Annotated in this window: 21 protein-coding genes; 2 read left to right on the top strand and 19 right to left on the bottom strand. The window is 72.8% G+C overall.

Annotated features, from left to right (window positions below; translation table 11 throughout):
- Positions 1–17 precede the first annotated feature (17 nt).
- Genes ACQPXD_RS07975 through ACQPXD_RS07955 form a run of 5 tightly spaced genes read right to left on the bottom strand, consistent with a single transcriptional unit; the run spans position 18 to position 4,694 of the window.
- A complete protein-coding gene (locus tag ACQPXD_RS07975; RefSeq protein WP_432836278.1) occupies positions 18–389 on the bottom strand; it encodes a DUF2784 domain-containing protein in 372 nt (123 codons plus the stop codon).
- 16 nt (positions 390–405) lie between these two features.
- Positions 406–2,094, bottom strand: coding sequence for a ribonuclease J (locus ACQPXD_RS07970; protein WP_432836276.1), 1,689 nt, complete (start codon positions 2,092–2,094; stop codon positions 406–408).
- Positions 2,091–3,044 (bottom strand): 4-hydroxy-tetrahydrodipicolinate synthase, encoded by a 954-nt coding sequence (gene dapA / locus ACQPXD_RS07965; protein ID WP_432836274.1) that lies wholly within the window; start codon positions 3,042–3,044, stop codon positions 2,091–2,093. Before dapA ends, ACQPXD_RS07970 begins: the two co-directional genes overlap by 4 nt.
- Positions 3,045–3,080: 36 nt before the next feature.
- Positions 3,081–3,818 (bottom strand): FAD-dependent thymidylate synthase, encoded by a 738-nt coding sequence (thyX, locus tag ACQPXD_RS07960; RefSeq protein WP_432836272.1) that lies wholly within the window; start codon positions 3,816–3,818, stop codon positions 3,081–3,083.
- A gap of 18 nt (positions 3,819–3,836) precedes the next feature.
- Positions 3,837–4,694 carry a DUF2752 domain-containing protein gene (locus tag ACQPXD_RS07955; RefSeq protein ID WP_432836270.1) on the bottom strand — a complete coding sequence of 286 codons (858 nt, stop codon included), beginning with the start codon at positions 4,692–4,694 and terminating at the stop codon, positions 3,837–3,839.
- 116 nt (positions 4,695–4,810) lie between these two features.
- On the opposite strand from ACQPXD_RS07955, the gene ACQPXD_RS07950 reads away from it, so the two are divergent.
- Entirely contained in the window at positions 4,811–4,969 is a 159-nt protein-coding gene (locus ACQPXD_RS07950) for a hypothetical protein (RefSeq protein WP_432836268.1), read from the top strand.
- 1,207 nt (positions 4,970–6,176) lie between these two features.
- On the opposite strand, the gene ACQPXD_RS07945 is transcribed toward ACQPXD_RS07950, so the two are convergent.
- Both ACQPXD_RS07945 and ACQPXD_RS07940 read right to left on the bottom strand, forming a co-directional pair.
- Positions 6,177–7,412, bottom strand: coding sequence for a winged helix-turn-helix domain-containing protein (locus ACQPXD_RS07945; protein WP_432836266.1), 1,236 nt, complete (start codon positions 7,410–7,412; stop codon positions 6,177–6,179).
- 101 nt (positions 7,413–7,513) lie between these two features.
- Positions 7,514–8,821, bottom strand: a complete 1,308-nt coding sequence (locus tag ACQPXD_RS07940) for a glycosyltransferase 87 family protein (protein ID WP_432836264.1) — start codon at positions 8,819–8,821, stop codon at positions 7,514–7,516.
- Positions 8,822–9,044: 223 nt separating this feature from the next.
- Here ACQPXD_RS07940 and ACQPXD_RS07935 point away from each other — a divergent pair, with 223 nt between their 5' ends.
- Entirely contained in the window at positions 9,045–9,668 is a 624-nt protein-coding gene (locus ACQPXD_RS07935; RefSeq protein WP_432836262.1) for an N-acetyltransferase family protein, read from the top strand.
- Between the two features lie 48 nt (positions 9,669–9,716).
- Here ACQPXD_RS07935 and dapB read toward each other — a convergent pair whose 3' ends face one another.
- From dapB to ACQPXD_RS07875, 12 genes are all read right to left on the bottom strand, one after another.
- Positions 9,717–10,421 carry a 4-hydroxy-tetrahydrodipicolinate reductase gene (gene dapB / locus ACQPXD_RS07930; RefSeq protein ID WP_432843711.1) on the bottom strand — a complete coding sequence of 235 codons (705 nt, stop codon included), beginning with the start codon at positions 10,419–10,421 and terminating at the stop codon, positions 9,717–9,719.
- A gap of 70 nt (positions 10,422–10,491) precedes the next feature.
- Positions 10,492–11,814 carry a M16 family metallopeptidase gene (locus ACQPXD_RS07925; RefSeq protein ID WP_432836260.1) on the bottom strand — a complete coding sequence of 441 codons (1,323 nt, stop codon included), beginning with the start codon at positions 11,812–11,814 and terminating at the stop codon, positions 10,492–10,494.
- 3 nt (positions 11,815–11,817) lie between these two features.
- A complete protein-coding gene (locus tag ACQPXD_RS07920; RefSeq protein ID WP_432836258.1) occupies positions 11,818–14,214 on the bottom strand; it encodes a polyribonucleotide nucleotidyltransferase in 2,397 nt (798 codons plus the stop codon).
- A gap of 220 nt (positions 14,215–14,434) precedes the next feature.
- Entirely contained in the window at positions 14,435–14,704 is a 270-nt protein-coding gene (rpsO, locus tag ACQPXD_RS07915; RefSeq protein ID WP_432836256.1) for a 30S ribosomal protein S15, read from the bottom strand.
- Positions 14,705–14,811: 107 nt separating this feature from the next.
- On the bottom strand, positions 14,812–15,759 hold the full coding sequence (locus ACQPXD_RS07910) for a bifunctional riboflavin kinase/FAD synthetase (protein ID WP_432836254.1): 948 nt from the start codon (positions 15,757–15,759) through the stop codon (positions 14,812–14,814).
- Positions 15,760–16,392: 633 nt separating this feature from the next.
- Positions 16,393–17,283 (bottom strand): tRNA pseudouridine(55) synthase TruB, encoded by an 891-nt coding sequence (gene truB, locus ACQPXD_RS07905; protein WP_432836252.1) that lies wholly within the window; start codon positions 17,281–17,283, stop codon positions 16,393–16,395.
- A gap of 455 nt (positions 17,284–17,738) precedes the next feature.
- On the bottom strand, positions 17,739–19,049 hold the full coding sequence (locus ACQPXD_RS07900) for an MATE family efflux transporter (protein WP_432836250.1): 1,311 nt from the start codon (positions 19,047–19,049) through the stop codon (positions 17,739–17,741).
- A gap of 585 nt (positions 19,050–19,634) precedes the next feature.
- The gene (locus ACQPXD_RS07895; RefSeq protein WP_432843709.1) at positions 19,635–19,817 is read right to left on the bottom strand and encodes a DUF6186 family protein; all 183 of its coding nucleotides are present in this window, start codon (positions 19,815–19,817) and stop codon (positions 19,635–19,637) included.
- A gap of 32 nt (positions 19,818–19,849) precedes the next feature.
- Positions 19,850–20,251 (bottom strand): hypothetical protein, encoded by a 402-nt coding sequence (locus ACQPXD_RS07890; protein WP_432836248.1) that lies wholly within the window; start codon positions 20,249–20,251, stop codon positions 19,850–19,852.
- A gap of 65 nt (positions 20,252–20,316) precedes the next feature.
- Complete coding sequence (locus ACQPXD_RS07885) at positions 20,317–21,360, bottom strand: DHH family phosphoesterase (protein ID WP_432843707.1); 1,044 nt, start codon at positions 21,358–21,360, stop codon at positions 20,317–20,319.
- A gap of 563 nt (positions 21,361–21,923) precedes the next feature.
- Complete coding sequence (rbfA, locus tag ACQPXD_RS07880) at positions 21,924–22,418, bottom strand: 30S ribosome-binding factor RbfA (protein WP_432836246.1); 495 nt, start codon at positions 22,416–22,418, stop codon at positions 21,924–21,926.
- A 124-nt stretch (positions 22,419–22,542) separates the two neighbouring features.
- Positions 22,543–22,839 carry a DUF503 domain-containing protein gene (locus ACQPXD_RS07875; protein WP_432836244.1) on the bottom strand — a complete coding sequence of 99 codons (297 nt, stop codon included), beginning with the start codon at positions 22,837–22,839 and terminating at the stop codon, positions 22,543–22,545.
- Positions 22,840–22,957: the final 118 nt, after the last annotated feature.

Genomic DNA, 22,957 nt, shown 5'->3' with positions numbered 1-22,957 from the left:
CACACCGTAGCGGGGGGCTACGACATTTTTCGCTCGGCACGCCGGTGCCGGTACCGCGCGAGCGCCACCGCATACGACCCGACGACGAGCACACCCACCAGGACCTGCAGCAAGTGGGTGTAGCGCTCGGGATAGAGCACGTTTTCGATGTAGTGGTCGATGAAGCCGCGCTCGTCGACGCTCTGCCCGGCCCGCCGCCGGGCCCAGTGCTCCAGGACGGTCAGCGGGCAGGTGAGCGGGATGGAGACCACGGCGAGCCCCCACGCGGCGGCGGCCAGGTGCGGCCAGAAGGCCGTCGGCCACCGCCAGACGAGGAACCCGCCGAGCACGACATACGCGAGGAAGCAGAAGTGCAGCACCAGCACCGTCGTGGCGAGTGCCGCATACATCTCAGACCTCGACCACTCAGACCTCGACCACCGTGGGCACGATCATCGGCCGGCGCCGGTAGGCCTCGTTGACCCAGCGCCCGACCGTTCTGCGCACGATCTGCTGCAGCTGGTGCGGGTCGGTGATGCCCTCCGTCGCCGCCTTGTTCAGCGCCTCGGTGACCAGCGGCAGCACCGCGTTGAACACCGCCGGATCGTCGGAGAAGCCCTTCGCCGACACCGTCGGGCCGGCGACGACCTTGCCGGTGACCGAGTCGATGACCACGGTCGCGGCGATGAACCCGCCGTCGCCGAGGATGCGCCGCTCGGTCAGCAGCGACTCGCCGACATCGCCGATGGCCAGGCCGTCGACGTACACATAACGGGAACGGATGTGCCCGACCAGCTTGGCCTCGCCGTCGACCAGGTCGACCACGTCGCCGTCCTCGCACAGCACCACCCGCTCGTCGGGCACGCCGGCCTCCCGGGCCAGCTGGGCGTGGGCGCGCAAGTGCCGCCACTCGCCGTGCACCGGCATGAAGTTGCGCGGCTTGACGACGTTGAGCAGGTAAAGCAGCTCGCCGGCCGGGGAGTGCCCGGAGACGTGCACCTTCGCGACGTCCTTGTGCACGACGATCGCGCCGGCCCGGGACAGCTGGTTGATCACCCGGTACACCGCGGTCTCGTTGCCGGGCACCAGCGACGAGGCCAGCACGACGGTGTCGCCGTCGCCGATGACCACGTGCCGGTGGTCGCCGTTGGCCATGCGGCCCAGCGCGCTCATCGGCTCGCCCTGCGACCCGGTCGACATGAGCACGATCCGGTCCGGCGGCAGGTTCATCGCCTCGTCGATCGCGATGACCAGCCCGTGCGGGATGCGCAGCAGGCCCAGGTCGCGGGCGATGCCCATGTTGCGCACCATCGACCGGCCGATGAGCGCGACCTTGCGCCCGTGCGCGTGCGCCGCGTCGAAGACCTGCTGCACGCGGTGCACGTGGGAGGCGAACGAGGCGACGATGATCCGCCCGGTGGCCCGGCCGAAGATGCCGGCCAGCACCGGCCCGATCTCCCGCTCCGGGGCGACGAACCCGGGGATCTCGGCGTTGGTCGAGTCCGACAGCAGCAGGTCGACGCCGTCGGCGCCGAGCCGGGCGAACCCGGCCAGGTCGGTGATGCGCCCGTCCAGCGGCAGCTGGTCCATCTTGAAGTCGCCGGTGTGCAGCAGCGTGCCGGCCGGCGTGGTGACGGCGACCGCGAGCGCGTCGGGGATCGAGTGGTTGACCGCGAAGAACTCGCACTCGAACGGGCCGAGCCGCTCCACCTGCCCCTCACGGACGGTGAGCGAGTAGGGCTCGATGCGCCGCTCGGCGAGCTTCGCCTCGACCAGCGCGAGCGTGAACTTGGAGCCGACCAGCGGGATGTCGGGCTTGTGGGCGAGCAGATACGGCACCGCCCCGATGTGGTCCTCGTGCCCGTGGGTGAGCACGATCGCCTGAACCTCCCCCAGCCGGTCGAGAATCGAGGAGAAGTCGGGCAGGATGAGGTCGACACCGGGCTGCTCCACGTCGGGGAACAGCACGCCGCAGTCGATGACGAGCAGCTTGCCGTCGAACTCCAGCAGCGTCATGTTGCGGCCGATCGCGCCGAGCCCGCCCAGGGGGGTGACCCGCAGGGTGCCGGGCCCGGCCGGGGGCGGCGGATCGAGCTCGACGTGCTGCACCGTCATAGGGCCACTCCAAGTTCGTTGTGGTGGGCCATTTGTTCGGCGGTACCGATCGTTCGCCCCGCCTCGGCACAATCCTCCCGCAACCGGCCGAGCTCCGCCGCATTCGCCGGCACCAGCGGCGGGCGGACCGGGCCGGACGGCAGGCCGAGCAGCGTCAGCGCCGCCTTGGTCAGCATGACGCCCTGGGTGCGGAAGAACCCGCAGAACGCCGGCAGCAGCTTCAGGTGCAGCTCGCGGGCCTGCTCGTTGTCGCCGGACTCGTAGGCGAGGATCATGCGCTTGGTCTCGGGGCCGAACACGTGCGTGGGCACGCCCACCACGCCGACGGCGCCCACCGACAGCAGCGGCAGCGTGAGCTTGTCCTCGCCCGAGTAGTACGCCAGGTCGGTGCGCTTGATGACCCAGGCGCTCTCCCCGAGGTCGCCCTTGGCGTCCTTTACGGCGATGATCCGCGCGTGCTCGGCGAGCCGGCACAGCGTCTCGGTCTCGATCGCCACCCCGGCCCGGCCGGGGATGTCATACAGCATCACGGGCAGCCCGGAGGCGTCGGCGACGGTCCGGAAGTGCTGGACCAGGCCGGCCTGGGGCGGCTTGTTGTAATACGGCGTCACCACGAGCAGACCGTCGGCGCCGGCCTTCTCGGCGGCCCGGGCGAGCTCGACGGTGTGCGCGGTGTCGTTGGTGCCGACGCCGGCGATCACGGTGGCCCGGTCGCCGACGGCCTCCACGACGGCGCGCAGCAGCCGGTCCTTCTCCGCGTCGCTGGTCGTCGCCGACTCGCCGGTGGTGCCGTTGATCACCAGGCCGTCGTGGTCCTGCTCGTCGACCAGCCAGGTGGCGAGTCGGGCGGCGCCGTCGACGTCGAGCGAGCAGTCAGGCCCGAAGGGCGTGACCATCGCGCTGAGCAACCGGCCGAACGGCCGGCCGGGGACGGAACCGGTGCGTGTCATACGCACAACCTAGCGGAAGCTCGCGCCGAGCATTTCTCAAGATTCCCAGGTGTACTGCGGGGACGCCACCGCTGTCCCGTCAGATAGCACCGAGATCGTGAAATCCCCGAACACGCTGGGCGCGATCCGCTGCAGTTCCCGCAGGCAGGCGACGGCCACCTCGCGGATCTCCACGTCGGCCGCCTCGGTGGCCCGCATGGTCACGAAGTGCCGCCAGGCCCGGTAGTTGCCGGTCACCACGACCCGCGTCTCCGCCGCGTTGGGCAGCACCGCCCGCGCCGCCTGCCGCGCCTGCTTGCGCCGCAGCGTGCCGTTCTCTACGTCGGCGAACTTCGCCTCGAGCCCCTCGAGCAGTTCGTTGTACGCCCGCAGCGCCGCCTCGCTCGCCTCGACGAACGTCTTGTGCAGCGCCGGGTCCTCGGCGACGACGGCGGGCTCGACCATCTGCGTCTCCCGCCCCGGCACGTAGCGCTGGGAGAGCTGCGAGTACGAGAAGTGGCGGTGCCGGATCAGCTCGTGCGTGAACGACCGCGACACGCCGGTCAGGTAGAACGTCACCGACCCGTGCTCGAGCACCGAGAGGTGCCCGACCTCCAGGATGTGCCGCAGGTAGCCGGCGTTGGTGGCGGTGGCCGGATTCGGCTTGCCCCACGACTGGTAGCAGGCCCGCCCCGCGAACTCGGCCAGCGCCTGCCCTCCGTCGGCGTCAGTCGACCAGGGCACGTCGGCCGGCGGTTCGAAGTGGGTCCAGGCGATCGCTCTGACGGACAGCATTCGCCGAGCGTACCCGCCCTAAACGAAGAAGTAGGTGAACGGCGCCCAGGGCAGGTTGCGCAGCACGGAGAACGCCAGCCAGGCCACCAGGAAGATGATCAGCGCCCGGTTGGAGATCCGCAGCATCGGCAGCTTGAACGGCAGGTTGAGCCGATTCACCGTCCAGGCGACGTACAAATACGCGAGGAACGGCACCGCGAAGACGAACGGCGCGTGGTGATGCGCCGCCGCCGGGATGTCACCGTGCAACAGATACCAGGCGGCCCGCGTGCCACCGCACCCCGGGCAGTCGAACCCGGTGAGCAGCTTCACGATGCACGTCGGCGAGTCGCTGGCCCCGGCGGAGGCGGGCTTCATCAGCAGCGTGTACGCAATGCCGCCGGAAATGACGCCCCCGAGCCCGGCAGGCGCCACCCACCCCGGCAGCCGGTCGACGAACCGCGCAAACCGCCCCTTGGGCGGCGGCTGGTACGCATACTGATACACCGGCGGCACAAACCCGGGCGGAAACACCCCGGCGGACTCCTGCACATCCTGATGCCCGATCTCGGGCAGCACACCCGGGACAACGGCAGGCAGAGGTGACGTCACGCTCAATAAGCTACACCCCAAGGTCGACCCCTCACCCCACCCGTGAGCCTCCCCGGGTGCCGCCCGGCGGCCCGCTCGTCCCAGGCCGGCCGCGACGACGGCTTCGGCCATGGAGCGGCCCAGCACGATCATGTGCAGCGACTTCGGACATATCGTCGGCGTGCGGCGTCTCGTGGACCAGCCCGCCGAGCCCGTCGACCAGCGCTTGGGGCAGGCCGGCATCACCCCGGCCGTCACGGAGAAAGCCGGCGCGGCAGGGCCCGGACGGAATGTCTCCGCGATCATGATGTCCGTAGTGGCCGCACCGCGGGTTTGCCATGATCCCGGAGACTTGTAGTACACAGGGGTACACGTTCACTCCGTGATCATGAAAAACCGTTGGTGTCGGCGGCGGGTGCCGCATGATCGCGGAGACTTCCGGTCACTGCGCCGTGCTCCGCGGCGTGGAGCCCCCCGCGCGGGACCCGCCGCCCGCGCTCGCCGTGACCGGCGCGACGCGCAGGCCGGACATCGCGGTCATCGGCGGGCACGACGGCCAGGTGGTGCCGCTTCCCGGATAGCTGCGGGCCGGCGCGGGGCGCGCGCGGCACGGCGGCTGCGAGCCGGCGCGGTTCACGCGCGGGCCGGAACAGACCGGCGCGGATGCGCGCGAGTGCGCGGCTCGGCACGGGTCGGCGCGATGCGCGGCACCGCGGCACGCAGGCCGGCGGCGCCGGCGCGCGTCGGCGCGGATGCGCGCGGGGCCGGGGCGGGTATACACGCGGGGCCGGGGCGGGTCGGCGCGAGTGCGCGCAGCTCGCCGCGGGGCGGCGGGGTGCGCGCGGCTCGGCGGCGCGCGGCACGGCGCGGATGCGCGCGGCTCGGCGCGGGGCGGCGGGATACGCGCGGCACGCCGGCCGGCGGCGCCGGCGCGTCGGCGCGGATGCGCGCGGGCCGGGGCGGCTCGGCGCGAGTGCGCGCAGCTCGCCGCGGGGCGGCGGGGTCCGCGCGGCACGGCGGCACGCGGGTCGGCGCGGATGCGCGCGGGTCGCGGGGGCGGCGCGGATGCGCGCGGGTCGCGGGGGCGGCGCGGATGCGCGCGGGGCGGCGCGGGTCGCGGGGGTCGGCGCAGGTCGGGGCGGATCGCGCACGGGTCGGGTGCGCGGGCCTGCGCGGGGCGTGCGGGCCGGAACGAGGCGCGCGCGGTCAGGCGCGCGGGCCGGCGCGGGTCGGAGCGAGTGCGCGCGGGCCGGGGCGGCTCGGCGCGAGTGCGCGCAGCTCGGCGCGGGGCGGCGGGGTCCGCGCGGCACGGCGGCACGCGGGTCGGCGCGGATGCGCGCGGGTCGCGGGGGGCGGCGCGGATGCGCGCGGGGCGGCGCGGGTCGCGGGGGTCGGCGCAGGTCGGGGCGGATCGCGCACGGGTCGGGTGCGCGGGCCTGCGCGGGGCGTGCGGGCCGGAACGAGGCGCGCGCGGTCAGGCGCGCGGGCCGGCGCGGGTCGGAGCGAGTGCGCGCGGGCCGGGCACGGGTCGGGCGCGCGGGGCGGCGCGAATTCTCGCGGGCCGGCGCAGGGCACGGACGGGTCGGGCGCGCAGGTCCGGCGCGCGCGGGCCGGAACGGGTCGGCGCGGGGCGGCGCGCGGCACGGCGGCCGCGGGCCAGCCACACCGACCGCATACGCAGCAACGCGGCCGCGCCGATGCCGCCTCGCCCGTCCCGATGCCGCCTCACCCCGCCCGGCGAGGGCCTCCGCTCGGTCGGTGCGGGCTAGAGCATGCTGGCGGTCGAGCTCAAGCCCCGGCCGCCAGCGCCTTCGACAGCGCCTCCGCGAAATCCCCGCGCTGCGGCAGCTCGACCGAGCCCAGCCCCAGCCACCCCGCGAACCGCCGCAGCTCACCCGCCAGCCGCTCCGCCACCTCCCCGCCCGACGGTGCCCCGCGGCCTGCCACCGGCTCCGCCCACGCCGCCGGCACCTGCAGCACCCCGGCCTTCCGGTCCGCCTTCAGGTCCACGCGCGCGACCAGCCGGTCGCCGAGCAGGAACGGCAGCACGTAATACCCATACAGCCGCTGCAGCGGCGGCACGTAGATCTCGATCCGGTAGTTGAACCCGAACAGCCGCTGGACCCGGGCCCGCTCCCACATCAGCGGGTCAAACGGGCTGACCAGCGTCGCGGCCGCGATGCGGCGCGGGATGCGGGCCTCGGCGTGCAGGTAGGCGCGCGGTGTCCAGCCCTCCACCTCGACCGGCACCAGCTCCCCGGCCTCGACCAGCTCGGCGATCGCGGTGCGCGCGCCGGCCAGCGGGAGCCGGAAGTAGTCGCGCAGCTCGGCCTCGGCGGCCACGCCCAGGCCGCGGGCGGCGACCCGGACCAGCTCCCGGTAGGCGTCGGCGGGCTCGGGCGTCGGCGCGGCGATGACGTCGGGCGGCAGGATGCGCTCCGGCACGTCATACACCCGGGCGAACGACGAGTTGCGCCGGGCCACGCTCACCTCGCCGGAGTAGAACAGCCACTCGATCGCGGTCTTGGTGTCCGACCAGTTCCACCCCCAGTGGTCCTTGCGCCGCGGCTGGATCAGGTCGCCCTCGACCTCGGCGGCGCTGACCGGACCCTTGGCGCGGATCTCCTCGAGCACCCAGCGCACCAGGTCGGGCTGCTCGCGGGCGATGCGCACCATCCGGCCCCAGGCCGCGCCGGAGCGCATCCGCCAGCGCAGCATCGGGTGCAGGTGGACCGGGACCAGGGAGGCCTCGTGCGCCCAATACTCGAACAGCTCCCGGGGCCGGCGGTAGGCGAGCCGGTCGAGCAGGGCCGGCTCATAGGGCCCGAGCCGGCTGTAGGCGGGCAGGTAGTGCGCCCGCTGGACGACATTCACGGAGTCGATCTGCAGCAGGCCGGTGCGCTCCACCACCCGGCGCAGGTGGCGCCGCTCCGGCGGGCCGGCCGGAGCGCGGTCGGCGAAGCCTTGCGCGGCGAGGGCGACCCGCCGTGCCTGCGTGAGCGTCAGAAAGTCGGTCATCGCCAAGGAGGCTAACGCGGGGGTACGACAAAATTTCGGCCACGACACCCGGCCGGCGGCCCTGCGCGAGCTGCGCTGGGCCGCCGGTCGGGTCAGGCTGCTAAGTGCTAGGCGCCGACGAGCGGGCGCGCCGGTTCTACGCCCGGGCCGGGTTCGCCCCGGACTGCGCCACCGGCACCGACCGCGTGGAAGGCGGCGTTCACGTTCCGGTCGATCTCGACGAGGTCCGGCACGTCCTCGACGGCGGGCCCGCTGGAGCGCCCGGGCTCGCTGGAGAGCCCCTGGCCCGAGCCGGTGTCGGCCGGTTCCCGGATCGGCAGGCCGAAGAGCAGGCCGATCATGAGGAGGATGTACGCGTTGCTGCCGACGAGCCCGAGCCCGTCGAACTTCTCGTGGAAGGCCCACGGGGTGCGGCTGCACAGCAGCGCGAACGAGAAGCCGAAGGCGATCGCCAGGTTGCGCCGGCGGCGCTGGTCGAGCGAGCGGTCGGTGGCGTAGTCGAAGAGCACGATGATCGACGGCAGCACCCACACCAGGTGGTGGATCCAGGTGATCGGGCTCACCATGCAGCCGACGATGCCGGTGAGCGCGAGGCCGGCGACCTCGTCGCGGTTGCGGATCGCGCGGCGGACCCGCCAGTACCACACGATGAGCGTGAGCAGCACGAGCAGCGCCCACAGCGGCTTCATCGGGTCGGGGTTGAAGATCCGCCCGACGAGGCCGGTGAGCGCCTGGTTGGACACGAAGGTCGGCGAGCCCACCCGGTCGGTGTTCCACATCGCGTCGGTCCAGAACACGCGCGAGGCGTCCGGGGCGAACGTGGCCGCGGCCCAGGTCGCGGCGGTGGCGGTGGCGGCGGACACGGCGGCCGCCCGCCAGCGGCGGGTGAGCAGCAGGTAGAGGATGAAGATGCCCGGGGTGAGCTTGATCGCGGTGGCCAGGCCGATGCCGATGCCGGCCAGCTTGTGGCCGCGGCGCAGCAGCACCATCACGTCGGCGACGACGAGGAACAGCAGCAGGATGTTGACCTGCCCGAAGTTGACCGTCTCGCGGACCGGCTCGAAGGCGGCGGCGAGCGCGCCGGCGATGCCCATCGCATACCAGTACGACCAGCCCTGCCGCTTGATCACCGGCCCGAGCAGCCAGGTGAGGATGGCGGCCATGGCCAGCACGTTCATGGTCACGCTGATGACGATCGCGGTGTTCCAGCTGATGAGCGACATCGGTGTCATCAGCGCGGCCGCGAACGGCGGGTAGGTGAAGCCGTAGGGCGTGCCCGGGGTCAGGTAGTCGTAGATGTCGCCGCCGCGGTTGACCCAGTAGTCCATCGCGCCGTAGTAGACCTTGAGGTCGAAGAACCCGTTGTGCGCGGCCGCCACGGACAGGAACGCCCACACGACGGCCCACACGGCCACCACGATGAGCGTCTTCCTGACTCCGGGCCGCAGCTTGGGCCGGACGGCCGTCGAAACGGCGACTCGCCCTCGCTCCGCCACCTGCTCTGCCCTCCCACTCGCTACTGCTCGGTCTCGCCGGAAGTTACCCCGTCAGACTCAACGCTCGCGCAGGTCCAACTGTGACGAGCGGGCGCTACCCCGCCGCGTCGCGCTTCACACAAAATCCGTAGGCTGCTGCTTCATGACGCTCGGGTTCGTCCGTCCGGCGCGACTCGACGACGTCGCCGAGATCACGCGCATCCAACTCACGACCTGGCGGGTCGCCTACCGACGACTGCTGCCCAAACACATCCTCGACCAGCTGGACGAGGATTGGATTACCCGCAGGTGGCGGGACGCAATCGCGGAGCCGCCCAGTCCTGCGCACCGGGTCCTCGTGGCGATCGAACAGGTCGATTCGCCCGTTTCGGAGCCGGCGGCCGGACCCGAATCAGCATACGTGGTGGGGTTCGCGGCGTCAGGTCCGGCAGACGACAGCGTCCTTGCACCCAATGAAGATCACACCACCCTTGACAAGGCATTTGAGGCCACCGCGGCAATCACGGACGTGCTGGTGGAGCCGCGCTGGGGGCGGCGCGGACACGGCAGCCGATTGCTGGCGGCAAGTGTGGATTTATGGCGAACTGACGGATTCACGACAGCGCTGGCCTGGACGTTCGCTGACGACCGTGTAACAGGCCGGTTTCTGGAAGGTGCCGGGTGGGCACCCGACGGCGTCACTCGATCGCTAGATGTCGATGATTTGCTGGTACCGCAAATCAGGTGGCACGTGTCGCTTTCCGAGGAACCCGTTACCGGCACGTGACGCTGTTGCGACGCAATTGAAGCCGTCATATCCCACAAAATGGGACACTCAGCCGAGCAGCGGCCCGAGTCCCACGGTCAGCCCGGGGCGCTTGACGACCGACCGGACGGCCAGCAGTACCCCCGGCATGAACGACGTCCGCTCGTAGGAGTCGTGCCGGATCGTGAGGGTCTCGCCCGCGGTGCCGAAGAGCACCTCCTGGTGGGCGACGAGCCCGGTCGAGCGCACCGAGTGCACCCGGATCCCCTCGACGTCGGTGCCGCGCGCGCCGGCCATCTCCTCCTTGGTGGCGTCCGGCACGGCGCCCAGGCCGGCCGCGGCCCGGGCCTCGGCGATGAGCTGCGCGGTGCGCAGCGACGTGCCGCTGGGCGCGTCGACCTTCTGCGGGTGGTGCAGCTCGACGATCTCGGCGGATTCGAAGAACCGGGCGGCGCGGGCGGCGAACTCCATCATCAGCACGGCGCCGATGGCGAAGTTCGGGGCGATGATCACGCCGAGGCCGGGCTTGCCGGCGATCAGGCCCCGCACCCGCTCGATCCGCTCGGCGGTGAAGCCCGACGTGCCGACGACCACGTTGATGTCGTGCTCGGCACACCACCGCACGTGGTCCATCACCACGTCGGGCGTGGTGAAGTCCACGACGACCCCGGTGCGGGCCTCGGTCAGGTCGTCGAGCCGGTCACCGGCGTCAAGGGCGGCGACGAGCTCCAGGCCGTCGCTCGCGGTGACGGCCCGGCACACCTCGGCACCCATGCGGCCGCGGGCGCCCAGCACTGCGACCCGGATCGGCGTTACGTCTTCGGTCACGCCGCTCAACCTATCGTCAGAGGAGAGCCCGGTCGAACGCGCCGTCCTCGAAGTCGCCGATCACCGCGAGTGACATGGGCCGGTTGAGCAGCTCACCCGCCACCTTGCGGACCTGCTCCGGGGTGACCGCGTCGACCCGGCGCAGGATCTCGTCGACGGAGAGCAGCTCGTCGTAGAGCAGTTCGCCCTTGCCCAGGCGGCTCATCCGCGACCCGGTGTCCTCCAGGCCGAGCACGACGGCGCCCTTGAGCATGCCCTTGCCGCGCTCGACCTCGGCGTCGGTGACGCCCTCCGCGGCCACCCGGGTGAGCTCGTCGCGGGTGATCGCGAGGACCTCCTCGACCTTGCCCGGGGCGCACCCGGCGTAGACGCCGAAGAGGCCCGAGTCGCTGTACTGCGAGGTGAAGGAGTACACCGAGTAGGCGAGTCCGCGCTGCTCGCGGATCTGCTGGAACAGCCGGCTGGACATGCCGCCGCCGAGCACGTTGTTGAGCGCACCGAGGGCGAAGCGGTCGTCGTGCTGGCGCGGGTAGCCGGTGCAGCCGAGCACCATGTGCGCCTGCTCGGTGTCCTTGTTGCGCACCACGACCTGCCCGGAGCGGGTCGGCACCCGGTTGGCGCGGACGCGCCGCGGCGCCGGCACGCCCGCGGTGTCGCCCCAGCCGGCCTGGTCGAACGCCGCGCGCACGGCCCGCACGACCTTGGCGTGGTCGAGGTTGCCGGCGGCGGTGACGACCATGGTCTCCGGGCGGTACCGCTTGCGGTAGAAGCCGTCGATCTGCTTGCGGCTCAGCGCCGAGATGCTCGTCACCGTGCCGGAGATCTGCCGGCCGAGCGGGTGGTGGCCGTACACGGCCTCGGTGAAGACGTCGTGGACCTCGTCGCCGGGCTCGTCGTCGTGCATGGCGATCTCCTCGAGGATCACGCCACGCTCGGTCTCCACGTCGGCCTCGGTGAGCACCGAGTCGGTGATGAGGTCACAGACGACGTCGATGGCCAGCGGCAGGTCCGCGTCGAGCACCCGCGCGTAGTAGCACGTGTACTCCTTCGCGGTGAACGCGTTGGTCTCCCCGCCGACCGCCTCGATCTCCGCGGAGATGTCCAGCGCGGAGCGCCGCTTGGTGCCCTTGAACAGCAGGTGCTCGAGGAAGTGCGAGACGCCCGACAGGGCGGGCGTCTCGTCCCGCGAGCCGATGCCGACCCAGACGCCGAACGACACGCTGCGCATCGCCGGGATGGACTCGGTCAGGATCCGCAGCCCGTTGGGCAGCACCGTGCGGCGCACGGTGCCGCCCAGCGGGTCGTCGGACAGCGTCTGGGTGATTGCTCGGCTCGCCATGGGTCAGCTGCTGTGCCGGTTGCGCCGGCGACGGAACTCCCCGCCCTCGCCCTCGTCACCGGCCGGGGCGTCCTCGCCGCCGCCCTCGGCCGCGGCCGGGCGCGGGGCGCGCTCGCCCCGGTCACCGCCGCGGTCGCGGCGCGGGCCCCGGTCGCCGCGGTCGCCGCGGTCACGCGCGGGCGGCCGCTCGGCACCCTCGGCGGGCGCCGCCGCGACCTCGCCCTCGGCCAGCACCTTGTCGAGGTAGATCTTGCCGCGGTTGTCGATGTCCGCGATCTGCACCTCGACCTTGTCGCCGACGTTGAGGAAGTCCTCGACCTTCTCGACCCGCTTGCCGTTGCCCACCTTCGAGATGTGCAGCAGGCCGTCGCGGCCGGGCAGCAGCGAGATGAACGCGCCGAACGCGGCCGTCTTGACCACGGTGCCGAGGAACTTGTCCCCGACCTTCGGCATGGTCGGGTTGGCGATCGCGTTGATCCGCTCCACCGCGGCCTCGGCCGACGGGCCGTCGGTCGCACCGACGTAGATCGTGCCGTCGTCCTCGATGCTGATCTCGGCGCCGGTCTCGTCCTGGATCGCGTTGATGGTCTGGCCCTTGGGCCCGATCACCATGCCGATCTTGTCGACCGGGATGCGGACCGTGGTCACCCGCGGCGCGTACTGGCTCATGCCGGCCGGCGACTCGATCGCCTCGGCCATCACGTCGAGGATGACGTGCCGCGCGTCGTGGGCCTGCTGCAGGGCGCCGGCCAGCACGTCGGACGGGATGCCGTCGAGCTTGGTGTCCAGCTGCAGCGCGGTGACGAACTCGCGGGTGCCGGCGACCTTGAAGTCCATGTCGCCGAACGCGTCCTCGGCGCCGAGGATGTCGGTGAGGGTGACGTACTGCGTCTTGCCGTCGACCTCGTCGGAGATCAGGCCCATCGCGATGCCGGCGACCGGAGCCTTGAGCGGCACACCGGCGGACAGCAGCGCCATGGTGGAGGCGCAGACCGAGCCCATGCTGGTCGAGCCGTTGGAGCCCAGCGCCTCGGAGACCTGGCGGATCGCGTAGGGGAACTCCTCGCGGGCCGGCAGCACCGGGATCAGGGCCCGCTCGGCGAGCGCGCCGTGGCCGATCTCGCGCCGCTTCGGAGCGCCGACACGACCGGTCTCGCCGGTGGAATACGGCGGGAAGTTGTAGTTGTGCATGTACCGCTTGGACTTCTCGGGGGCGAGGGTGTCCAGCGTCTGCTCCATGCGCAGCATGTTCAGGGTGGTCACGCCCAGGATCTGGGTCTCGCCGCGCTCGAACAGCGCCGAGCCGTGCACCCGGGGCAGCACCTGCACCTCGGCGGTCAGCGGCCGGATGTCGCGCGGGCCGCGGCCGTCGATGCGGACCTGCTCACGCAGCACGCGGGCGCGGACCTCGTTCTTGGTCAGCGAGCGCAGCGCGGCGCCGATCTCCTTCTCGCGCCCCTCGAACTGCCCGGCGAGCCGCTGGAACGCGGCGTCCTTGATCCGGTCGAGGGCGTCCTCGCGCTCCGCCTTGGCGGCGATGCGCAGGGCCTCGGCCACCTCGTCCTTGAGCGCGCCGGCGACGGCGTCGTAGGCGTCGGGCTGGTAGTCGAGGAAGACCGGGAACTCCTGGACCGGCTTCGCGGCCACCTCGGCCAGCTGGGCCTGGGCCCGGCACAGCTCGCGGATGGCCGGCTTGGCGGCCTCCAGGCCGCCGGCCACGACCTCCTCGGTCGGCGCGGGCGCGCCGCCGGCGATCAGGCCGACCGTGTGCTCGGTCGCCTCGGCCTCCACCATCATGATCGCCACGTCGCCGTCGGGCAGCACGCGCCCGGCCACGACCATGTCGAACGTGGCCCGGCCGAGCTCCTCGACGGTCGGGAAGGCCACCCACTGGCCGTCGACGTGCGCCATGCGGGTCGCGCCGATCGGGCCGGAGAACGGCAGGCCGGACAGCTTCGTCGACAACGACGCGGCGTTGATCGCGACGACGTCATACGGGTGGGCCGGGTCCAGCGCGAGGACGGTCTCGACCACCTGGACCTCGTTGCGCAGGCCCTTGACGAAGCTCGGGCGCAGCGGCCGGTCGATGAGCCGGCAGGTGAGGATCGCGTCCTCGCTGGGGCGGCCCTCGCGGCGGAAGAAGGAGCCGGGGATGCGCCCGGCCGCGTACATGCGCTCCTCGACGTCCACCGTCAGCGGGAAGAAGTCGAACTGGTCCTTGGGCTGCTTCCCGGCGGTGGTCGCGGACAGGACCACGGTCTCCCCGAGCTGCGCGAGCGCCGAGCCCGCCGCCTGACGCGCCAGGCGCCCGGTGGAGAAGGTGATCTCCCGGGTACCGAACGAGCCGTTGTCGATGACCGCGGTGCTGCTGTGAGTACCGAGAGTGTTCTGCTCGGTCATGTTGGTTTGTTGCTCCCTTTGGGTCGTGGTTCGCCCTCGGCGGAGCTGTCTGCGGCCGGTCTTCGATCGAAGCTCACGGGGCGGTGAGCCCTGCTGGGCTGCCCGGAAGCCACTACCGAGGACCGGTGCGCCGACCCGCTCGGCGGGGCGCTGCCATTCCAGTGTGTCACTACTGCGGGCAGGAGCGGCGAATTGTCGCCGCTCCTGCGCCGGTGCGTCGTTATCGCCGCAGGCCGAGCCGCTCGATCAGCGAGCGGTAGCGCGCGATGTCGCTGCGCTGCAGGTAGTTGAGCAGGCGGCGGCGACGGCCGACCAGCAGCAGCAGGCCGCGCCGGCTGTGGTGGTCGTGCTTGTGCTGCTTGAGGTGTTCGGTGAGGTCCGCGATCCGCTTCGTCAGCATCGCCACCTGGACTTCCGGCGATCCGGTGTCGCCCTCGGTGGTCGCATACTTCGACATGATCTCGGTCTTCTGCGCAGAATCGAGCGCCATGTTCTCCCTTTACCGTGGATTCGTCGGCCGGCTCCCGCGGCGTCGTGCAGGCAGCCTGACCCCCGCCGGTCACCCGGCGTCTATCCAAGGCTAACAGACCGGTCGGCTCAGCCCCGCATCGGACCGTTGCGCAGCACGTCGCGGGTCTGCGCCACATCCTCGGTGATCTGCGCGACCAGCGGCTCGATGCCCTGGTAGGTGCGCTGTTCACGGAGCCGCTCGACGAAGTCGAGGCTGACCCGCTCGCCGTAGAGGTCGCCCTCGAAGTCCAGCACGAACGCCTCGACCCGCCGCTCCTTGCCGGAGAAGGTGGGGTTGGTGCCGATCGACACCGCCGCCGGGTGCCGCGCGCCGTCGCGGTCCCGGTCGAGCCAGGCCGCGTAGATGCCGTCCGCCGGCACCGCCGCGTTGGCCGGGACCAGCAGGTTTGCGGTCGGGAACCCGAGCTCCCGGCCGCGCTGGTCACCGCGGACCACGATCCCGTCCAGCCGGTGCGGCCGCCCCAGCGCCCGGGCCGCCGCCAACACGTCGCCGGCGTCCACACAGCTGCGGATGTACGTCGAGGAGAACACCGTCCCCTCGTCGGCGACCAGCTTCGCCCCCTCGACGGCGAAGCCGAACGTGCGCCCGAGCCGCCGCAGCAGCTCCACGTCGCCGTGCTGCTTGTGCCCGAACCGGAAGTTCTCCCCGACCACGATCAGCGCCGTGTGCAGGTGCTCGACGAGCGCGTCGTGCACGAACGCCTCGGGCGACAGCCGGGAGAACTCGACGGTGAACGGAATGACGCACAGCACGTCGACGCCGAGCGCCTCGATCAGCTCGGCCTTGCGCCCCGGCTCGGTCAGCACCGCCGGATGCGACCCGGGCCGCACCACCTCGGACGGGTGCGGGTCGAACGTGATGACGACCGACTGGACACCGAGCTCCCCGGCCCGCTTCACGGCGTGCCCGATGATCTGCTGGTGCCCCCGGTGGACCCCGTCGAACACGCCGATCGTCGCGACCGCGCGCCCCCAACCACCGGGCGCCGCCTGCGTTCCCCGCCACCGCTGCATGGCACCGAGCCTACTGCCTCACCCCGCCCCTCCCCCGCGCGTCACCCGCCCCGCACCTCCCTCTTTGGGCGCCCGTGCCCGCGCCTCCGCACACGTCACCCCCCGCCCCCGGTCGCGTCCGCTGGCGTGATGCATGAGGGCAGCGCCGGATGGTGGTGGTTCATGTTCGGGCGGCCGCCGCCGGCTGGGCGTCGATAGCCGCCGGTGGCCATCGACGCCGACCCCCTTGGCGGCGCGGTGGGGGTGGACTTTGCGGCTGTCGCACCCGTCGGGCGGACCATCCGATCTGCGCGGCCCGGGCCGGACGTATGTCTCCGTGATCATGATGCCCGTCGTGGCCGCACACCGGGTTTGCCATGATCCCGGAGACTTGTGGTACGCAGGGGTACATCACCACTCCGCGATCATGAAAAACCGTTGGTGTCGATGCCGGGTTGCGCATGATCACGGAGACTTCCGGTCGCTGCGCCGTGCTCCGCGGCGGCCGATGCCCTGCGCGTGGGACGTGATCGCCGACCGCGCCTCCACACACGTCGCTCGCTTCTGGCCCCCGCGCGGCGCCACCCGTCCGCGCTCCCGCGCGCCACCCGCTCCTGGCTTCCGCGCCGCCCGGTCGCGGCGAGTCGCGGCGGGTTACGGGACCAGGACGATCTCCGGACGGGCCTTGCCCTCGCGCTCACTGACGATCGCCAGCACCGTGCCGTCCGGGGCGAAGACCGCATACGGCCCCGGGATGCCGGCCGGGTCGAGCGGCCCGCCGTGGGAGAGTGTCCGCGCCTCGTCCTCGGTGGCGTCGCGGCGCGGGAAGCAGCGGTCCGCCGCCGCCTGCAGCGGGAGCGTCACCGGGTCGGGCCGCTCGGCGAGCTCGTCCAGCGTGACGGCCTCGGCCAGGGTGAACGCGCCGACGGCGGTCCGCCGCAGCGCCGTCAGGTGCCCGCCGACGCCGAGAGCGGCACCGAGGTCGCGCGCGAGGGCGCGGATGTACGTGCCGGACGAGCAGGCCACATCCACGTCGAGGTCGATGTGCGCCCCCGCGCGACGGGTGGCCAGCACGTCGAGGCGCGTGACGGTGACCGGCCGGGCGGCGAGGTCGACCGATTCCCCCGCCCGGACGCGATGGTACGACCGGACGCCGTTGATTTTGATGGCCGACACCGAGCTCGGCACCTGCAGGATCTCGCCCCGCAGCGGCCCGAGCGCGGCCGCGACCGCCTCGTCGCCGACCCCCGACGCGTCCGCGCGCGCGACCACCTCCCCCTCGGCGTCGTCGGTGACGGTCGACTCGCCCAGCCGGATGGTGGCCGTGTACTGCTTGGTGCTGCCGATGACGTACGTGAGCAGCCGCGTCGCCTTCTCCACGCCGATGATCAGCACGCCGGTCGCCATCGGGTCGAGCGTGCCGCCGTGCCCGACCCGCCGCGTCCGAGCGAGGCGGCGCATCCGGGACACCACGTCGTGCGACGTCATGCCGCCGGGCTTGTCGACGACCACGAGGCCGCCCTGGGTCGCCACCTTCTGTGCCATGCGCGCCACCCTAGTGGCTCACCCGAACCGCACCAGGCAGCGCCATAGCTCCTTCAGCAGCTGCCGAACCTCGGCCGCTCTCTCCTTCAGCCCGCCACACCGCCGGCTCGGCCACGACGGCCCGCGCGGCCAGTGCCGGCGCGCGACCCTCCCTCAGGAAGACGCATTCCCACCGCCCCACCCGCGCGTCACCGACCGCCAACGCCACAGTCCACGCGCGGACGCGGGACCGACCCCCGAACACGAAGTCCCGCGCGCAAGCGTGGAGAGCAAGGCGCGGGCGCGAAGGCACGGGCGCGAAGGCACGGGCGCGACCGGAGGCGCGGAGGCGCGGGCGCGGAGGCGAACGGTGGGCCGACCCCTAAGACAGAGGCGCAGACGCGAGAAAGCGACGCCAGGACGCAGAAGCGCAGGCGCGCGGCCGACGCGCGGAAGCGCACGCGCGGAAGGGCGGGCTAGCGGACCGCGCCGCCGACGGCCCAGGCGTCGCCGGCGAGGCGGTACAGCAAGCCGGCCAGGCGGAGCGCGATGAAGAGGGTCAGCGCCGCCCAGATGCCGCGCAGGCCGAAGTCGAGCAGGTAGGCCAGCCAGATTCCGGGCAGGAAGCCGCCCAAGGCGCTGACCAGCGTGAGGTTGCGCAGGTAGCGCACATCACCGGCGCCCAGGAACACGCCGTCCAGGGCGAACACCACGCCCGCCGCGGGCATCATGGCGACGAAGAACCACCAGGCGTGCCTTGCCTCGGAGTACACCTGCGGATCCGCGCCGAACCAAGGTCGCACCGCGAGGAGGGCCGCGGCCACGAGGCCGGCGAACGCCACCCCGGCGACGAGGCCGGCCACGGTGAGGCGGCGGGCCAGGTCGCGGGCCTCGGCGACCCGGTCGCCGCCGAGCGCCGCGCCGACGAGGGCCTGTGCGGCGATGGCGATCGCGTCGAGGGCCAGGGCGGTGAAGAAGAACAACTGGATGGCGATCTGGTGCGCGGCGAGCGCGGCCTCGCCGAAGCGGGCGGCGACCGCGGAGGCGGACAGGAAGCACGCCTGGAACGCGGCGCCGCGCAGCAGGAGGTCGCGGCCGAGCGCGATCTGGCGGCCGATGACCGCGGGTTGCGGGCGCAGCGGCACCCGCTCGCTGATCAGCGCCAGCACGAACAGCAGGCCGACGACGCTCTGCGCGGTCGCGTTGGCCACCGCGGAGCCGATGAGGCCGAGGCCCGCCGGGTACACCAGCAGCGGGCACAGCGCGGCCGAGAGCGCGTTGGCGGCGAGGACGTAATACAGCGGGCGGCGGGTGTCCTGCACGCCGCGCATCCAGCCGTTGCCGGCCGTGCCGAGCATGAGGCCGGGCGCGCCGAGCGCGGCGATGCGCAGCCAGCGGGCCGCGTTGTCGGCGACGTCGCCCGCGCCGCCGGCGAGGGCGCGGGTGAGCGGGCCGGCGACCGCCTCGAGGACGATCAGGATGGTGACGCCGCCGGCCACGGCGAGCCAGGACGCCTGGACGCCCTCCTCGACCGCCTCCGCGCGCTGGCCGGCGCCGAAGCGGCGGGCCGCGCGGCCGGTCGTGCCGTAGGCCAGGACGGTGCCGAGCCAGACGGCGAACGACATGACCGAGCCGCCGATGGCCAGGCCGGCGAGCTGGGTGCGGCCGAGGTGACCGACGACGGCGGTGTCGACCAGGACGTAGAGCGGCTCGGCGGCGAGCACCACGAGCGCCGGGAGCGCCAGCGTGGCGACCCGGCGCGCGGTGGAAGCCTGATCGACCGTCATCCGGTTATCGTAAGGCCTGTTTCGCTGTGGATCACTTACGGCACAACCTCCGGGAAACCGTGACGTCGGGCGGGGGCGTCCCGGCTTCCCGGAGCTTGTGTCGGCTCGTGGGTCGGGCTCAGCCGCGACGGTCCATCGACATCTGCAGCGCGGCGCGGGCGCGCTCGCGGCTGTCGTTGGCCGGCTCCTGCGGCTTGGGCTGGGGTTTGGGCTGGTCAGCCATGACGCTGGTCTCCTCTGATGCATGGTGCTGGTGGTCGGTGCGCGCTCGGTCGCGCCGGGGTCGCCGGTAGACACGCGCAACGCACGGCAAGGAGACCGACGTGGGTGGTGTCGGCCTGGTCACACAGGTTGCGGCGCACGTGGTTCCTCGCTTCCGGCGGAAAAGTGGTCGGGCCGGTCACCCGCCGCCGGGAGCCGCGTCAGAAGCGGTCGGCCCGGGGCGGGCAGCGAAGAATTCGTACTGTGCGCATACGGACTAAGCTATCGTTCAGTTCCATCATGTGCGACGATATCCCGCGATTTGGAACGGCGTGTCGCACAGGCGTCACGATCAATCCCCAGCTCAGGAAGCCGCGGCGGGGCTCAGCGCGCCAGGAAGTGCCAGCCGAGCCACCACCAGAAGCCGAACAGCGCGATCCGGCCGACGGGCAGCGGCCCGACGCGGTAACGCATGACGACCCCGCACACCTCGCCCAGGCTCGGCACGCGGGAGCCCTCGCGCCGCGACGCGACCTCGACGGCGGCGAAGAGCCCGAGCGCGACCATGAACAGTGCGCCGGCGAGCACCTGACCCGCGCTCACCGGCGGACCATCGCCCAGAACGCCCACAGCCACCCGAAGTACGCGCCCGCGCGGGCCCAGTAGTGCTCCAGCACCGGGTCGGCCAGGCGGGACAGCGTCGGATACGCGCTCGAGCCGTTGAGGAACGTCGCCCCTTCCACCACGGCGAACAGCAGCACCGGCAGCAGCCACCACGCGGCCGCGCGCGGGAGCCGCGCGGGCGCGGGACGGCGCGGTACCGCCGCCGAAATCCCCAGCCAGAACAGCGCGCCGCCGGCGCCGAGCACCAGCAGGTTGGCCCGCTGGCTGAACGACGGAAGGGCGCCGCCCACGAGCGAGACCAGGGCAAAGACGGGGGTGAGGACAGCCGGCCGAGCCCAGGCCCGGTCAACCTCCGCGACGACCTCGGGGCGGTCCATCCATCGATTGTCACCGGACCGGATGCCCGCCGGCCAGCTGCAGTCCCCCGGAGATTCTCCCGGAGTTAACCCTGATGGGCGGCGGCCGGCAGCAGTGCCCGGATGGCGTCGATGATTTCCGCGACGGTACCGCCGGAGCTGAACCCCGCGGCGAACCGGTGCCCGCCCCCGCCGAGCGCGACGGCCACGGCGCTGACGTCGACCGCGCCCTTGCTGCGCAGCGACACCGACCACTCCCCCGGCCGCACCGGCTTGACCACGCACGCGACGTCCGCCTCCGCGACCGCGCGCACCGTGTCGATGAGCGCCTCGACCGCGGACGGCGGCTGCTCGTGGGCGGCGAGGTCGTCCAGCGTGAGGTACGTCCACGCGAACCCGAGCCCGCCCGCGCCCTCGCGCTCGAGCACCATCCGCGCGAGCGCGACGCCGAAGAGCCGCAGCGCGCCGACGGGTCGCGTGTCGAACAACCGCCGCGAGATCTCGCCCACCGGGATGCCGGTCGCGATCAGCCGCGCCGCGAACTCGTGCACCGCGGGCGTGGTCGAGGCGAACTTGAACGAGCCGGTGTCGGTGGCCAGCGCCACATAGAGGCATTCGGCGATTTCTGGATTGAGTGGTACTCCGAGCCGGCGCAGCAATCCGTCCGACAGCACCGACGTCGCGGCCGCCGCGGGGTCCACGAGGCTGATGCCGCCGAACCCCGGGTTCGAGGCGTGGTGGTCGAGCACGATGCCGACCGGCGCGGCGAGCAGCCGCTCGGCGAGCCCGCCGAGCCGTTCGATGCTGGCCACGTCGAACACGAGCATCGCGTCGGGCGCCGGATCGGCGTCGGCCTCGGCGACGAGCAGCTCGACGCCCGGCAGCCGGTCGAACGGCGCCGGCAGCCGCATCGGCCCGGGGAACGTCGCCGCCAGCCGCTCGATGCGCAGCTCCCCGGCGATGCGCCCCAGCCCGAGCGCGAAGCCGAGCATGCTGCCGAGCGCGTCGCCGTCGGGATTCACGTGACACGCCAGCAGCACCCGCGCCCGGTCGGGCAGCCCGCGCAACGCCGCGACGGCCGCGTCCCACTCGGCCTCGGACGGCCGCTGCTCCCCGCCGGCCTCCCGCACCCGCCCCGTTCCGCCCGCCGCCGACGCCGGCCCGCCCGAACCCGCCGCCTCCGCGCGCCCACCGTCCACGTCCACCGCCCCCACGGCTCCACCGCCCACGCCGGCCTCCACGCGCCCACCGTCCACGGCTCCACCGCCCACGGCGGCCTCCGCGCGGGCAATCGGCTCCACGGCTCCACCGCCCACGCCCGCCTCCACGCGCCCACCGTCCACGGCCCCACCGCCCACGGCGGCCTCCGCGCGGGCAATCGGCTCCACGGCTCCACCGCCCACGGTCATCGCCTCCGCGCGGCCGCCGTCGGCAGCCACCGCCTCCCCGCGCTCGCCGTCCGGGGCCGCCACCTCAGCGCGCGGACGCGCCGCCTCCGCGTTGGGGCGGGGCGTTGCCGGCGTGGCGGCGGCCGTCGCGCGCGGAGGCGGAGCCACGGGAGCGCGGCCGGTCTCCGCGCCTGGACGGCCGGGCGCGGGCGCGGACGCGGGACGGGGCACTTTGGCGGCCCGGGACGGGGCCGCCGTGCCGGGTTGGTGGCCCGCGCCCGATACGTGGCCGGGCGCGAGCCGGCTCACCGCCGGTCCTGGCCGACGACCACCTCGTCGTCGGCGGCGTCGGCGGCCAGGTCGTCGGCGTCGGCCTGATCGTCGTCGTCCAGCTTGTAGGGCTGGGGGTCGCCCGCGTAGCGTGCGCCGGCGGCGAGGCGCTGGACCTCGGCGTCGGCGTCGCGGGCGCTCGCCAGCAGTTCGTCGATGTGCTTGGCGTGCTCCGAAACGTCGTCGTGCACGAACGCCAGGCTCGGCGAGTGTCGCAGGCCGAGGGCCTTGCCGACGGTCGAGCGCAGCAGGCCCTTGGCGCTCTCCAGGGCCGCCGCCGTGCCGGCCTGCGCCGCGGCGTCGCCCAGCACCGTGTAGAACACGGTCGCCTCGCGAAGATCTGCGGTGATCCGCGCGTCGGTGATCGTGATCATGCCGAGCCGCGGGTCCTTGATCTGCGTCCGCACCACCGATGCGACCAGTTCGCGCACGCGCTCGGCGTGCCGCCGCACCTTCGCCGGATCCGTCATCTCGAACACCTCCGCAGCCAAGCGGTCCGCCGGCGGCCTTCCGGCCGGTCGCGGACCTGCATATCTGACCAACGCCTTGACAGTACCCGCGCCCCGCCCGCGAGGCCGCGTCGAGAAGGCGGGATTACTCGTCGTCGCCCCCGTGCAACCGCCGGCGCACGGACAGCAGCTCGAACTCGGGGCGCCCGGCAACGGCACGCTCACAGGTGTCGAGCACCTCGCGCACATGCCCCGGCTCCGCGGCGACGACGCCGACGCCCACCTCGGCCCGTCCCACCAGGTCCAGGGCCCCGACCTCGGCGACGGAGATCTCGAACTTGCGCAACTGCGCGATCAGCGGGCGCACATATGAGCGCTTGGTCTTGAGCGATCGCGAGTCACCGGGCAGGAGCAGATCGAAGACCGCGGTACCGATATACACGGCGCAAGATCTTAGCCCGCGCGCCGAGTTCTCGCCGTTGATATTCCCGCCCCGGCGATCGGCAACCATTCCGCTCCCGGGCGCGGGGCTCAGGTCATGAAAGAAGCGGCAAACCGCC

The sequence above is a fragment of the Dactylosporangium sp. CA-092794 genome (assembly GCF_050948465.1).
Taxonomy (GTDB): Bacteria; Actinomycetota; Actinomycetes; order Mycobacteriales; family Micromonosporaceae; genus Dactylosporangium.
This window is presented reverse-complemented; position numbering and strand designations above follow the sequence as displayed.

Excerpts from the sequence above, each read along its gene's own strand:
- ACQPXD_RS07910 (WP_432836254.1), bottom strand. The coding sequence starts at position 15,759 with ATGCAGCGGTGGCGGGGAACGCAGGCGGCGCCCGGTGGTTGGGGGCGC.
- rpsO (WP_432836256.1), bottom strand. The coding sequence starts at position 14,704 with ATGGCGCTCGATTCTGCGCAGAAGACCGAGATCATGTCGAAGTATGCG.
- ACQPXD_RS07895 (WP_432843709.1), bottom strand. The coding sequence starts at position 19,817 with ATGGTCGCGCTCGGGCTCTTCGCCGCCGTCGAGGTCGCGTCGCGGCGC.
- ACQPXD_RS07935 (WP_432836262.1), top strand. The coding sequence starts at position 9,045 with ATGACGCTCGGGTTCGTCCGTCCGGCGCGACTCGACGACGTCGCCGAG.
- ACQPXD_RS07970 (WP_432836276.1), bottom strand. The coding sequence starts at position 2,094 with ATGACGGTGCAGCACGTCGAGCTCGATCCGCCGCCCCCGGCCGGGCCC.
- ACQPXD_RS07925 (WP_432836260.1), bottom strand. The coding sequence starts at position 11,814 with ATGGCGAGCCGAGCAATCACCCAGACGCTGTCCGACGACCCGCTGGGC.
- thyX (WP_432836272.1), bottom strand. The coding sequence starts at position 3,818 with ATGCTGTCCGTCAGAGCGATCGCCTGGACCCACTTCGAACCGCCGGCC.
- truB (WP_432836252.1), bottom strand. The coding sequence starts at position 17,283 with ATGGCACAGAAGGTGGCGACCCAGGGCGGCCTCGTGGTCGTCGACAAG.
- ACQPXD_RS07890 (WP_432836248.1), bottom strand. The coding sequence starts at position 20,251 with ATGGACCGCCCCGAGGTCGTCGCGGAGGTTGACCGGGCCTGGGCTCGG.
- ACQPXD_RS07950 (WP_432836268.1), top strand. The coding sequence starts at position 4,811 with ATGATCGCGGAGACTTCCGGTCACTGCGCCGTGCTCCGCGGCGTGGAG.
- ACQPXD_RS07920 (WP_432836258.1), bottom strand. The coding sequence starts at position 14,214 with ATGACCGAGCAGAACACTCTCGGTACTCACAGCAGCACCGCGGTCATC.
- dapB (WP_432843711.1), bottom strand. The coding sequence starts at position 10,421 with ATGGGTGCCGAGGTGTGCCGGGCCGTCACCGCGAGCGACGGCCTGGAG.
- ACQPXD_RS07955 (WP_432836270.1), bottom strand. The coding sequence starts at position 4,694 with ATGATCGCGGAGACATTCCGTCCGGGCCCTGCCGCGCCGGCTTTCTCC.
- rbfA (WP_432836246.1), bottom strand. The coding sequence starts at position 22,418 with ATGACGGATCCGGCGAAGGTGCGGCGGCACGCCGAGCGCGTGCGCGAA.
- ACQPXD_RS07900 (WP_432836250.1), bottom strand. The coding sequence starts at position 19,049 with ATGACGGTCGATCAGGCTTCCACCGCGCGCCGGGTCGCCACGCTGGCG.
- ACQPXD_RS07975 (WP_432836278.1), bottom strand. The coding sequence starts at position 389 with ATGTATGCGGCACTCGCCACGACGGTGCTGGTGCTGCACTTCTGCTTC.
- dapA (WP_432836274.1), bottom strand. The coding sequence starts at position 3,044 with ATGACACGCACCGGTTCCGTCCCCGGCCGGCCGTTCGGCCGGTTGCTC.